The organism is Celeribacter marinus (genome assembly GCF_001308265.1).
GTDB lineage: Bacteria > Pseudomonadota > Alphaproteobacteria > Rhodobacterales > Rhodobacteraceae > Celeribacter > Celeribacter marinus.
In genome coordinates this window covers 2,118,296-2,131,116 of record NZ_CP012023.1, presented here as the reverse complement: position 1 = coordinate 2,131,116, position 12,821 = coordinate 2,118,296, and the positions used below count along the sequence as shown (strand labels likewise).

Genomic DNA, 12,821 nt, shown 5'->3' with positions numbered 1-12,821 from the left:
CATGGCGGATCTAACAACAACATTCTGTGGCATTACCTCTCCCAATCCGTTCTGGTTGGCCTCCGCGCCGCCAACGGACAAAGAGTACAATGTGCGCCGCGCGTTTGAGGCGGGGTGGGGCGGTGTCGTGTGGAAAACACTCGGCGAGGAGGGCCCGCCCGTGGTCAACGTCAACGGGCCACGTTATGGCGCGATTTTCGGCGCGGATCGCCGCTTGCTCGGCCTCAACAACATCGAACTCATCACCGACCGCTCGTTGGAGGTGAACCTTGAGGAAATGACCCGCGTTAAAAAGGACTATCCAGACCGCGCCCTGATCGCCTCCGTGATGGTGCCGTGTGACGCGGAAAGTTGGAAATCGATCATTCCGCGCATCGCCGAGACGGGGTGTGACGGGTTCGAGCTGAACTTTGGCTGTCCGCATGGCATGGCCGAGCGGGGCATGGGAGCCGCCGTTGGGCAGGTGCCTGAATACATCGAGATGGTGACGCGGTGGTGCAAGGAGTCAACGGGCCTTCCGGTCATCGTAAAACTGACGCCGAACATCACCAATATCCTTGCACCCGCCGAGGCGGCGTTGCGCGGCGGGGCGGATGCCGTATCGCTGATCAACACGATCAATTCCATTACGTCCGTGAATTTGGATGCGTTTTCGCCCGAGCCGATGATTGACGGCAAAGGCACGCATGGCGGCTATTGCGGTCCGGCGGTCAAACCGATTGCACTCAACATGGTGGCCGAAATTGCGCGTAATCCGGCCACTGCGGGCTTGCCGATTTCGGGCATTGGCGGCGTGACCACATGGCGCGATGCCGCGGAATTTATGGCGCTTGGCGCGGGCAATGTTCAGGTCTGCACGGCGGTGATGACCTACGGGTTCAAGATTGTCGAAGAGATGATTTCGGGGCTGAGCCAGTACCTTGACGAGAAAAACATGACGGTGGATGAGTTGGTTGGCAAAGCCACGCCCAACGTCACCGACTGGCAATACCTCAACCTCAACCACGTCACAAAAGCGGTCATCAACCAAGACGATTGCATCAGTTGTGGGCGCTGTTACGCCGCGTGCGAAGATACCTCGCACCAAGCGATCGAGATGTCCGCCGACCGTGTGTTCACCGTGAAAGACGACGAATGCGTTGCCTGTAATCTATGTGTGAATGTCTGTCCGGTGGAAAACTGTATCACCATGAAAACGCTCGATAAAGGTGATGTCGACGCGCGCACGGGTCAGGTGGTTGGCGATTATGCGAACTGGACCACGCACCCCAATAATGTGGCGGTGGTCGCGGGCGAATAGCGCGCGGCGGCCCACGACAAAACACCCCCTTCGCCTGTGCGTGCGAGAGGTGAGACATGCAACCCTGTTGCCCCCGTGTCCTGTTTCAGGCGCGGGGGTTTGGGTTGGGGGGCACGGCGTCTTGCGCCATGTGATGGAGGTCGGATCAAACAGGGATCCGCATATCCGTGAGACCGGCGCCATCCTGACACCGGTACAAATCCTACGCGCCGCTTAGGACGGCGGCGAGTAAGGCGTGCTTTGGGTTGCGGCAGGTCCACTATGTGCGGCCTCGGGATCACCCGATTGAGACGGCGCAGGCACAGTCTGAGGCGCAGGCGCATCACGCACCTGATCAGGGGCCTCGCCACGATCAACGGACCCCGCCGTCGACACATCAGCCACGCCTTTGGCCGCGCCATCGTGCGATGCCTCGGGACGATCCGTTTTTTGCGCGGCTTGCGCGTCACCTTGGGCGGCGCGCGGGGCAATTGCGGCTTCGTCAGACTGTTGCGTCCGCTTGGCCTCAACCCGTGCAATGACGTTGCGCAGATCTTTTTCGACCTCAAGAACACTGGCCTGAAAGGCCGGCGTTGGCCCTGTCAAAACAGTTTCGTCGCGCACAGCATCTTTGCGCTGCTGCTCGGAGACAACAGAGTCACGTTTGCTTTGAGAATACGCGCCATTCTGGTCGCTCGAGGTGTCACCCCGTTTGTTTGTCGCCGACCCGTCTGTTGCAGTTTTTGCAACTTCGGGCACGGCTTGCTTTGAAGTTTCGGGCGGGTGCCGCATGGCAAGCCCCCCAACTCCGAAAGCTGGCATACCGTTGAAATCGGACATGCTTGTGCTCCCTTTCAAAAGGAGCCCCCACCACCTGATAGGGAACGACGAAAATCCTTACCGCCCGATCAATATCCACAGGTTTTACAGGCCTTGGTTAACGCGTGGTCGGATCGCCGCGTGGCGTCTACGGCGTCAACATGCGCCGATACATCGTATCCAAAAAGAGCCGCGCATCATCGAAATGTGTCTCGCCAACGGGTGTGATGATCGCGCGAATTTGTGCATCGAAATCAGCATAATGCTGGGTTGTGGCCCAGATCGAAAAGATCAGATGATAGGGATCGGTAGGGCGCAAATGTCCGGTGTCGATCCACTGTGTAATCACGGCGGCTTTTTCATCGACAAGCGTTTTTAGCTCATCCTCGATCTTATCCATGATGTTCGGCGCGCCTTGCACAATCTCGTTGGCAAACAACCGGCTCTCACGGGGATATTCGCGCGCCATGTCGAGTTTGCGCAAAACATAGGCGACAATTTCCTCAACGGGTTCGCCATCCGCATCGATTTCGCGCAGCGGATCAAGCCAGTTGGCCATCAACGTATCGATCAAGCCACGGTGAATCGCGACCTTGGACGGAAAATAATACAGCAGATTCGGCTTGGACAATCCCGCCTCTTTGGCGATCTGGTCGAGCGTAGCCCCCCGAAAGCCATTGCGTGAAAAGACATCCAATGCGGCATCCAGAATGGTTTCGGAGTTTCGTTTTTGAATTCTGGTGCGCGGTTTATTTTCAGGCATGGACCTCTGATTCCTTCACATATCTCGTGCGGTTTACGACCTTTCGTCGATCCTCGCCAAAAAAAGCGCCAAACCGAAGTTAGAATCGCCTTAAAACCAACCTTATCAGTAAAGTGCCCAGTTTTTTTGCATCTTTGTGTCTATGGCGCGTGCATGCGGGGGCCGGCTGTTGTTACGCTACTCTTGACCAAATGGTCAAACCCATCGCAGGGTGATGCGAGGCATTTTAAATATGTCCAAACCAACTAGGGATAAGAGGGAAATCATGGCGATGGATGGCGACACACGGCCGAACGACCTATCTGCGTTCTGGATGCCGTTTACGGCGAACCGTCAATTTAAAAAAGAGCCACGGATGTTCGTATCTGCGGACCGAATGCATTATCGCACCTCGGACGGGCGCGCGGTTCTGGACGGCACGGCGGGGCTTTGGTGCTGTAATGCCGGTCACAACCGTCCCAAGATTGTCGAAGCGATACAAAAACAAGTGGCCGAGCTTGATTATGCGCCCGCATTTCAGATGGGCCACCCAAAGGCGTTTGAATTGGCCACAAAGCTGGTTGATATGGCGCCTGAGCCATTCGAGCATGTGTTTTTCACCAACTCCGGATCTGAATCCGTCGAGACAGCGCTCAAAATCGCATTGGCCTATCACCGTGCAAAGGGGCAGGGCGAGCGCACCCGTTTGATTGGCCGCGAACGTGGGTATCACGGTGTGAACTTTGGCGGCATTTCGGTGGGCGGCATTGTCACCAACCGCAAGATGTTCGGCACGCTGTTGAACGGTGTTGACCATCTCCCACACACCCATTTGCCGGATCGCAACCGCTTTGTACGTGGACAGCCGGAGCATGGCGCGGAATTGGCCGACGAGTTGGAGCGCATCGTGGCGTTGCACGGCGGCGAAACCATCGCGGCGGTGATCGTCGAGCCGATGGCGGGATCAACGGGCGTGTTGTTGCCACCCAAGGGCTATCTCAAACGTCTGCGTGACATCTGTACGAAACACGGAATTTTGCTGATCTTTGACGAGGTGATCACCGGCTTTGGCCGCCTTGGGTCATCCTTTGCCGCCGAACATTACGGTGTGATGCCTGATTTGATCACCTGCGCCAAGGGATTGACCAACGGCGTTATTCCGATGGGCGCGGTGTTGGCGACCAAAGAGATCCATGATGCCTTTATGAATGGTCCCGAGCATGTGATCGAGTTGTTCCACGGCTACACCTATTCGGGCAATCCGATTGCGGCGGCGGCAGGACTGGCCACTCTGGAAACCTATGCCGAGGAGGGTCTGTTCGCGCGTGCTGCCGGACTGGCGGATTACTGGGCTGATGCGCTTCATAGCCTCAAGGGCTTGCCGCATGTGGTGGATATTCGCAATGAGGGATTGATTGGCGCAGTTGAGTTAGAACCGATTGAGGGCGCGCCGACAAAACGCGCATTCTCTGCCTTTCTTAAGGCCTACGATAAGGGCATTTTGGTGCGCACAACGGGCGATATCATCGCGATGTCACCGCCGCTTATCATTGAAAAGGAACACATCGACACATTGGTGGGAACTCTGGCCGATGTGCTCCGCCAGATCGACTAAGCCTATTCGATCGCAATGACCAAAAGAGCGGGTGCGCCGACCATGAGTGCCATGATGATGGCGAGTGAACGTGTTAGACCTTTGAACATGGGAGCCTCCTGTGTTGCTATTGAAATGGAGTTAGGGCGCTAACGTGTCCTGACGAGTGAAAAAAGAGCGCGATCACGAGAGCGTGATCGTCGTCGCGAAAAGGAGCATATCATGAGTGGATCATCAGGCGTCTTGGCCGATCGCACCAACCTCAAGATCAACCCAGCCCGCCTTTGGGACAGTCTCATGGAGATGGCCAAAATCGGACCGGGTGTGGCGGGGGGCAACAACCGCCAAACCGTCACGGACGCGGACGGTGAGGGACGCGCGTTGTTCCAGTCATGGTGTGAAGCTGCGGGGATGAGCATGGGCGTCGACACCATGGGCAATATGTTTGCCACCCGCGCAGGAACCGATCCCGACGCATTGCCGGTCTACATTGGGAGCCACCTTGATACCCAACCCACGGGCGGCAAATATGACGGCGTTTTAGGCGTGCTTGGTGGATTGGAAGCTGTGCGCACCATGAATGACCTTGGCATCAAGACAAAACATCCGATCGTTGTGACCAACTGGACCAACGAGGAGGGGACGCGCTTTGCCCCCGCGATGCTTGCTTCTGGTGTCTTTACGGGCCGCCACACCCAAGAGTGGGCTTACGGTCTCACGGACGCTGAGGGCAAAACCTTCGGTGATGAGTTGAAGCGCATTGGCTGGGTCGGTGACGAGACGGTCGGCGCACGCAAAATGCACGCGATGTTTGAGTTGCACATTGAGCAAGGCCCGATTTTGGAGGCCGAGGGGCGAGACATCGGTGTTGTCACCCACGGTCAGGGGCTGCGGTGGATCGAATGCACGGTGACGGGCAAGGACAGCCACACAGGGTCCACGCCGATGAACATGCGCAAGAACGCAGGTCGCGGGTTGGCGTTGATCACCGAGTTGGTCCACGAGATCGCCATGGCCAACCAACCGGGCGCTGTGGGCGCGATTGGCCATATCGACGTCTACCCCAATTCGCGCAATGTGATCCCCGGTAAGGTTGTGTTCACCGTCGATATCCGCTCTCATCTCCCCGAAAAGCTGCACGCGATGCAGGCGGAATTGATGGAGCGCGCGCCCAAGCTGTGCGAGGAGATCGGTGTCACGTTCGAGGCCAAAATCTCGGGCCAGTTCGAGCCACCTGCGTTCAACGAGACACTGGTGGGCGCGGTGCGCTCCGCCGCTGAACGGTTGGGGTATAGCCACATGGACATCATTTCCGGCGCGGGCCACGATGCGTGTTGGATCAACGATGTCGCCCCCACGGCGATGATCATGTGCCCCTGCGTGGACGGATTGAGCCATAACGAGGCCGAGGACATCAGCCCCGAATGGGCCGCCGCAGGGACAGACGTGTTGTTGCACGCGGTGTTGGAGACGGCGCAAATTGTAGACTAAAAGAGTTCAGATGCGGGCAGGGGCACGACAGATGCACCGCCCCCGACAAGGAGAAGATGATGACCAAAGTGATCAAAGGCGGCACCGTTGTCACCGCTGACCTGACCTATAAAGCGGACGTGAAAATTGACGGTGGCGTGATTGTCGAGATTGGCCCTGATTTGACGGGCGACGAGGTGTTGGACGCAACGGGATGTTACGTGATGCCGGGCGGGATCGACCCGCATACGCACCTTGAGATGCCGTTTATGGGCACGTATAGCGCCGATGATTTCGCCTCTGGCACCCGCGCGGCACTTGCGGGCGGGACCACGATGGTGGTCGATTTTTGTCTGCCCGCCCCCGGTGAGAGCCTCTTGGATGCGCTCAAGGTGTGGGACAATAAATCAGCGCGCGCCGCTTGCGATTATTCGTTTCACATGGCGATTACATGGTGGGGCGAACAGGTCTTTGACGAGATGAAAATCATCACGCAAGAAAAAGGGATCAACAGTTTCAAACACTTCCTCGCTTACAAAGGCGCGTTGATGGTGAATGACGACGAGCTTTATGCCTCGTTCAAACGCTGTGCCGAACTTGGTGCGACCCCGCTTGTGCACGCTGAAAATGGCGATGTGGTGGCGGAACTCACCGCGCAACTTTTGGCGGAGGGCAACACTGGCCCCGAGGCGCACGCCTATTCGCGCCCGCCTCAGGTAGAGGGCGAGGCCACAAACCGCGCCATTATGATTGCCGATATGGCCGGCGCGCCGCTTTATGTTGTGCATACGTCCTGCGAGGAAAGCCACGAGGCGATCCGGCGCGCAAAGATGCAGGGCAAACGGGTCTGGGGCGAGCCGCTCATTCAGCACCTTGTGCTCGACGAGAGCGAGTATTTCCATGAAGATTGGGACCACGCGGCACGCCGTGTGATGTCACCGCCGTTTCGCAATAAACACCACCAAGACAGCCTTTGGGCGGGTCTGGCCTCTGGCACGTTGTCGTGTGTCGCGACCGATCATTGTGCCTTTACGACCGAGCAAAAGCGCAATGGCATCGGCGATTTTTCCAAGATCCCGAACGGGACAGGCGGCCTTGAGGATCGCTTGCCCGTGTTGTGGACCACGGGGGTTGAAACGGGTCGGATTACGATGAACGAATTTGTCGCTGTGACCTCAACCAATATCGCCAAGATATTGAATTGTTATCCGAAAAAGGGCGCAGTCCTTGTGGGGGCAGATGCCGATATCATCGTTCTTGATCCCAACAAGACCAAGGTGATCAGCGCCGACACCCAAGCCTCGGCGATCGATTATAATGTGTTCGAGGGGATCGAAGTTTCTGGGTTGCCACGCTACGTTTTGAGCCGTGGCTATGTCGCCGTCACAGACGGTGAATTGACCACCAAAGAGGGACATGGTGAATTCGTTGCCCGCGATCCGAATGCGACCGTGAACACGGCGTTGTCGAAATGGAAAGAGTTGACCGCGCCGCAGCCCGTGCTGCGTTCGGGCATTCCGGCGACAGGGGTGTAAACTCGCAATATGAGTATTGATCTTACCTTTATCGAGCGCCGTATTCCGCATCACCTTGTGCGGGGTTGGATGTTCGGTGTGGCGGTTGGCGTACTCGCATTGTCGCTTGGATACGATGTAATTTATGGTCGCTTTGACACGAATGCCGGGGTGTTGTTGGCGGTCGTCATTGGGTGGATTACCACGTCGCCCGCACTTGTTGTGCGTGTCGCGCTAGGAGCGCGGTCCACCATCGGCTGGGCACTTGGGATCGGGGCCTTCTTGGGGGTGTTGTATTTCCCGATAAGCGAGCAGGCGTTTGCGCCTATGTCGGGGGGCGCGACGACGATGAATTGGGCGATATTGGCAGTGCACATGGGGTCTGGTGCCCTTGCGGGGGCCGTGTGGTGGGCGCTTGAGAATATGAAAAGAGAGAATAATGGCTGAGGCAGTGATCGACGCGCAAAATGTGGACCTGACATTTGAGACAAATGACGGACCTATTCAGGCGCTAAAAGGTGTCAATCTCGAGATTAACAAGGGTGATTTTGTCTCCTTCATCGGGCCATCCGGTTGTGGGAAAACCACATTTCTACGCTGTATCGCGGGGTTGGAGACGCCCACAGGTGGGGCGCTCTCGGTCAATGGCATGACGCCTGAGGAGGCGCGGCGCGCGCGGGCCTATGGCTATGTGTTTCAGGCGGCGGGGCTGTACCCGTGGCGGACAATTGCAGGAAATGTGAAACTTCCACTCGAAATTATGGGCTATTCCAAGTCAGATCAGGCCGAACATGTTCGAAAAGTGCTAGAACTCGTGGACCTTGTAGGGTTCGATAAAAAGTTCCCGTGGCAGCTTTCGGGCGGGATGCAGCAACGCGCCTCCATCGCCCGTGCGCTTGCGTTTGACGCGGATATCTTATTGATGGACGAACCGTTCGGGGCGCTGGACGAGATCGTGCGTGATCACCTCAACGAGCAGCTTTTGGCGCTTTGGGCGCGCACCGAAAAAACCATTGGATTTGTGACCCACTCCATCCCCGAAGCCGTCTATCTGTCGACCAAAATTGTGGTCATGTCGCCGCGACCGGGGCGCATTACGGACGTGATTGAAAACCCGCTGCCCAAGGAACGCCCGCTCGATATTCGCGACAGCAAAGAGTTCATCGAGATTGCGCACCGCGTGCGCGAGGGGTTGCGTGCGGGGCATGAGCAATGAGGTTTTGCTCAAACATACTGCGCGGGTGTGCGTGCGCGCATGACGCGGCGCCCACGGCAGGGAGGCGTACATGAAACACATCCGTCCTGTCCTCACTGTCGTCGCCGTTTTGCTCATCGTGTGGTACGCCGCAGCGATCAAAATGAATGCCACATGGACCTATGACCAAGCCGCGCGTGCGGGCACTACCCCCAGCTTTTCCGAGGTGGTCAGCGACACGATGCAGCAGGCCCGCCCGCTCCTGCCCGTCCCGCATCAAGTGGCCGCAGAGTTGTGGAAAACCACCGCGTTGAAAAAGATCACGTCAAAGCGATCAATGGTCTACCAAGGTATAATTACATTAAAAACAACACTTTGGGGCTTTGGCTTGGGCATTGTTGTTGGCGTCTCACTGGCCGCGATCATAGTGTTGAGCCGCATCGGACGGCTAAGTTTGATGCCGTGGGCGATCATCTCGCAAACCGTCCCTATTGTGGCATTGGCCCCGATGATTGTGGTGTTGAGCAACGCGATTGGCGCAGGATCGCTCTTGGTCCCCAAGGCGATCATCGCGGCTTACCTGAGCTTTTTCCCCGTGATGGTTAGTATGGTCAAAGGGCTGTCTAGCCCCGATCATATGCAATTGGATTTGCTGCGCACCTATGGGGCCAAACCCACGGCGGTGTTTTGGAAACTGCGCGTTCCCGCCTCGATGCCGTATTTCTTTGCCTCGCTCAAGGTGAGCGTGGCGGCGGCATTTGTTGGCGCGGTTGTGGGCGAATTGTCGACCAGTGCAATCTCGGGCCTTGGCGCGCGGATGTTGATCGGATCGCAGTTTGGTGAGCCGATGATCATGTGGGCGGCGTTGTTTGCCGCGGCGATTTTGGCCGCAGTTTTGATATTCACAGTGGGCGCGATTGAGAAAATCATGCGCCGCGCCATGGGAGGGCGACCCGCATGAGACGCGCCGATACGCAGGTCGAACGCATTGCCTACCCCGCGGGATTTGGCCTTTTGGTGTTGCTCCTTTGGGAAATCGCCGTGCGGGTCTTCGAGATTTCTCCGGCGCTCTTGCCGCCACCAACCGCCATAGGTGCGGCCATCATGGGGTCGTTGCCGATCTTGTGGGAGGACTGGGTGCAAACCGTGGTCAAGGGCGCGTTGAACGGGCTTTGGATGGGCAGCGCCGCAGGGATTGCCGTGGCCTTAGTCATTGATCGCTATGACTTTCTCAAGCGCGGTCTTTTACCCGTGGCGAACTTTATGGCCGCCCTGCCGATTGTCGGATTGGCCCCGATCATGGTCATGTGGTTCGGGTTCGATTGGCAGTCCAAAGCGGCGGTGGTGGCCATCATGGTGTTTTTCCCGATGTTGGTGAACACGCTTGGCGGGTTGGCGTCGACAGATACGATGCAGCGTGATTTGATGCGCACCTATGCGGCGGGGCATGTGGCCACGCTTGTGAAGCTGCGGATTCCTGCGGCGCTGCCGTTTGTGTTCAACGGGCTTAAAATTGCGACCACTTTGGCCCTTATTGGCGCTATTGTTGCTGAATATTTCGGCTCCCCCATTCGCGGTATGGGATTTCGGATCACAACCGAGATGGGGCGCTTGGCAACGGACATGGTTTGGGCTGAAATCACCATATCAGCGCTGACTGGCACGGCTCTTTACGGGCTTGTCGCCTTGATTGAAAAGAGGGTCACCTTTTGGCACCCCTCACAACGCGGGTAACCGCATATAAACTGCACGAGGAAAACCTCGGCAGTCACAACTTGGAGGTTGTTAGACATGAAAAAGCTACTCACAAGCGCGATTGCGTTGGCGGCAATGACGGCGGGGGCGCAGGCCGCCGACGAGCTGACATTGCAACTCAAATGGGTCACGCAAGCACAGTTCGGCGGCTACTATGTGGCCCTTGAAAAGGGGTTCTACGAGGCGGCTGATCTCGATGTGACGATCAAACCGGGTGGTCCCGATGTGGCGCCTGTTCAGGTGTTGCTCGGTGGTGGCGCGGATGTGATGGTTGATTGGATGCCATCCGCCTTGGCCGCGCGTGAAAATGGCGCGCCTGTTGTGAATATTGCGCAACCGTTCAAGGCATCGGGCATGATGCTAACCTGTCTCAAGGAAAGCGGTATCACCGGCCCAGAGGATTTCGCGGGCAAGACGCTTGGCGTTTGGTTCTACGGCAATGAATATCCGTTTTTGTCATGGATGAGCCAGTTGGGTCTGTCCACTGAGGGTGGCGACGATGGCGTCGAGGTGCTCAAACAGGGCTTTAACGTCGATCCGCTGCTGCAAAAGCAGGCGGCGTGCATTTCCACGATGACCTATAATGAATACTGGCAGGTCATCGATGCGGGCATTTCCGCCGACGATCTGATCACGTTCAAATATGAGGATCAGGGTGTTGCGACACTTGAGGACGGTCTTTATGTGCTTGAATCCACACTCGAAGATGACGCGATGAAGGACAAGTTGGCACGGTTCGTTGCCGCGTCGATGGAAGGCTGGAAATGGGCCGAACAAAACCCCGAAGAGGCGGCGATGATCGTGCTTGAATACGACGAGACGGGTGCGCAAACCGAAGGCCATCAAATCCGTATGATGGGCGAAGTGGCCAAGCTCACCGCAGGTTCCAATGGCGCGCTTGATCCCGTCGATTACGCCCGCACTGTGGCCTCGTTGATGTCGGGTGGATCGGATCCGGTGATCACGGCAGAACCCACAGGCGCGTTTACGACCGAAATTACTGATATGGCGATGAAGTAAGCGATTTCAAAGCGTTACAGGAAAGCCCCGCCCAATGTGGCGGGGCTTTTCGTTTGGTCCTGCGATGGTACCGGATTAGGTGCGATAGGTCAGAGCGCGACGGATCATCAGGCGCAATGGCGCGACCGGTAGCGCGTGGTCGGGGTCCAAATGCACCGCTCGCGTCCCGTCATAGTTGAGATCAGGCGCAAGATCGCGCAACTCGGGAATGACGCGGCTTTGACAATGGGCATAGATCGCGGCGCCACCGGTTTTGAGGTGGCCAAGCCGTAACGGCGTGCCTTTGGGCGTGGCGTAGGAGGGCTGACCCCATTTGAGGCTTTCGGTAACGGGCACGCCAAGCTGTGCAGCCTCCGCATAGATCATCGTGCGCAGCGCCAGAAGAGTCGCGCGAACAGGGGCGGGGCAGGCGTCATAAACGTGGGCAATCTCGGAGGAGGCAAAGGCGGGGTGATCCATTGCGCAACGGTAGGCTGTGCGGTGGCACGCGTGCAACAGACAATTTAGGGCGCGTTGGATGGGATGATTGGACCGCGTTCACAGCAATTGCGCGGGCGCCCATACCACCTGTGTCCCGCCCGTGCGTAGTTTGAAGCGCGCCAGATCGGGGGCTTTGAGTGCGTCAAAGGTGCCAAGGTCCAAACGCTCCACGCCTTCGGCCCGCAGGCGCATCATGGCCTCCCACAAAATGAGATTATGGGCGTTGTGTGCGCGTCCGTGCGCGTTGGTTTGACCCATTTGATAGGTCGCGGTGTTGCCGTGGCGCAAGAACAGCATTTGGGCGTCTGCCGCCTCATACAGACGAAAGGCGCGCGGCGTTGTGGACAAAAGCGCAAGCGTGAATTCTGGGGGTAAGGCGCGGTACTGCCCTTTGGACTGGCGCAGCTTTTCAGTCTGTAGGAGCGGCGTGAGGGCGGCCTGAGTTGCGGTGATCTGCGCGACTTTGATGCGGTGAGTTTGCGCCACTTTCAACGCGTTACGCCATTTGGCGTTGAGACCCGCGCGCAGTGCCTCCTCGTTTTGGGTGAGGTCCAGAACCAGAGTGGCGGTTGGTGCGGACAATGACAGGCGGCGCATCTTTGTGCTTGGGGTCATCACCGTGAGACGGGGGAGGGCACGGCGCAAGGCACGTACGGCGCGCCGCGGATCGCACGGTGCGATAAACAACGGACCTTGGGTGACGAGGCCCATCGGGAGTGGGCCGATCTTGCGACACACGGCTTGGGCCACGGCGATGGCGCGGTCCCCGTCCAAAACCAAAACACGGTGCACATCGCGCCCCACGGCTTGCGCGCCGGCCCCATAGAGCCAACGCTGGGCCAAGGGCGCATGGGCGCGGTCGGTGAGCGCGCACCAGTCGGATTCGTCAGTGATGTGTTCAACATGCATGATGCGACTATGCGCAGGCTTGGTTAACGGCTGTTAAACATCGC

At 57.7% G+C, this 12,821-nt stretch carries 13 protein-coding genes; 9 read left to right on the top strand and 4 right to left on the bottom strand.

The genetic code is table 11. The features are described from left to right. Window position 1 precedes the first annotated feature (1 nt). Window positions 2-1,300 carry an NAD-dependent dihydropyrimidine dehydrogenase subunit PreA gene (gene preA / locus IMCC12053_RS10690; RefSeq protein WP_062218900.1) on the top strand — a complete coding sequence of 433 codons (1,299 nt, stop codon included), beginning with the start codon at window positions 2-4 and terminating at the stop codon, window positions 1,298-1,300. A gap of 213 nt (window positions 1,301-1,513) precedes the next feature. Here the strand turns inward: preA and IMCC12053_RS10685 are convergent, their stop codons facing one another. Continuing rightward, a complete protein-coding gene (locus tag IMCC12053_RS10685) occupies window positions 1,514-2,119 on the bottom strand; it encodes a hypothetical protein (protein ID WP_062218898.1) in 606 nt (201 codons plus the stop codon). A gap of 127 nt (window positions 2,120-2,246) precedes the next feature. Then, window positions 2,247-2,861: a TetR family transcriptional regulator C-terminal domain-containing protein gene (locus tag IMCC12053_RS10680; RefSeq protein WP_062218895.1), complete on the bottom strand. Its 615-nt coding sequence runs from the start codon at window positions 2,859-2,861 to the stop codon at window positions 2,247-2,249. A 265-nt stretch (window positions 2,862-3,126) separates the two neighbouring features. Between IMCC12053_RS10680 and aptA the strand changes: the two genes are divergently transcribed. The 8 genes from aptA (at window position 3,127) to IMCC12053_RS10640 (ending at window position 11,388) form a co-directional block, all read left to right on the top strand. Next, window positions 3,127-4,455 carry an omega-aminotransferase AptA gene (aptA, locus tag IMCC12053_RS10675; protein ID WP_062218894.1) on the top strand — a complete coding sequence of 443 codons (1,329 nt, stop codon included), beginning with the start codon at window positions 3,127-3,129 and terminating at the stop codon, window positions 4,453-4,455. 201 nt (window positions 4,456-4,656) lie between these two features. After that, a complete protein-coding gene (locus IMCC12053_RS10670) occupies window positions 4,657-5,925 on the top strand; it encodes a Zn-dependent hydrolase (protein ID WP_062218892.1) in 1,269 nt (422 codons plus the stop codon). 59 nt (window positions 5,926-5,984) lie between these two features. Next, window positions 5,985-7,439: a dihydropyrimidinase gene (gene hydA / locus IMCC12053_RS10665; RefSeq protein WP_062218890.1), complete on the top strand. Its 1,455-nt coding sequence runs from the start codon at window positions 5,985-5,987 to the stop codon at window positions 7,437-7,439. A 9-nt stretch (window positions 7,440-7,448) separates the two neighbouring features. Further along, window positions 7,449-7,865, top strand: coding sequence for a hypothetical protein (locus IMCC12053_RS10660; RefSeq protein WP_062218888.1), 417 nt, complete (start codon window positions 7,449-7,451; stop codon window positions 7,863-7,865). Then, entirely contained in the window at window positions 7,858-8,634 is a 777-nt protein-coding gene (locus IMCC12053_RS10655; RefSeq protein ID WP_062218886.1) for an ABC transporter ATP-binding protein, read from the top strand. The genes IMCC12053_RS10660 and IMCC12053_RS10655 overlap by 8 nt, the downstream gene beginning before the upstream one ends. A gap of 70 nt (window positions 8,635-8,704) precedes the next feature. Next, complete coding sequence (locus IMCC12053_RS10650; protein WP_062218884.1) at window positions 8,705-9,574, top strand: ABC transporter permease; 870 nt, start codon at window positions 8,705-8,707, stop codon at window positions 9,572-9,574. Beyond that, entirely contained in the window at window positions 9,571-10,347 is a 777-nt protein-coding gene (locus tag IMCC12053_RS10645; RefSeq protein WP_062218882.1) for an ABC transporter permease, read from the top strand. Before IMCC12053_RS10650 ends, IMCC12053_RS10645 begins: the two co-directional genes overlap by 4 nt. A 57-nt stretch (window positions 10,348-10,404) precedes the next feature. Further along, window positions 10,405-11,388, top strand: a complete 984-nt coding sequence (locus IMCC12053_RS10640) for an ABC transporter substrate-binding protein (protein ID WP_062218881.1) — start codon at window positions 10,405-10,407, stop codon at window positions 11,386-11,388. A gap of 75 nt (window positions 11,389-11,463) precedes the next feature. Here IMCC12053_RS10640 and IMCC12053_RS10635 read toward each other — a convergent pair whose 3' ends face one another. Continuing rightward, window positions 11,464-11,847 (bottom strand): DUF1801 domain-containing protein, encoded by a 384-nt coding sequence (locus tag IMCC12053_RS10635; protein WP_062218879.1) that lies wholly within the window; start codon window positions 11,845-11,847, stop codon window positions 11,464-11,466. Between the two features lie 78 nt (window positions 11,848-11,925). Then, the gene (locus IMCC12053_RS10630; protein ID WP_062218871.1) at window positions 11,926-12,777 is read right to left on the bottom strand and encodes a GNAT family N-acetyltransferase; all 852 of its coding nucleotides are present in this window, start codon (window positions 12,775-12,777) and stop codon (window positions 11,926-11,928) included. Between the last annotated feature and the right edge of the window lie 44 nt (window positions 12,778-12,821).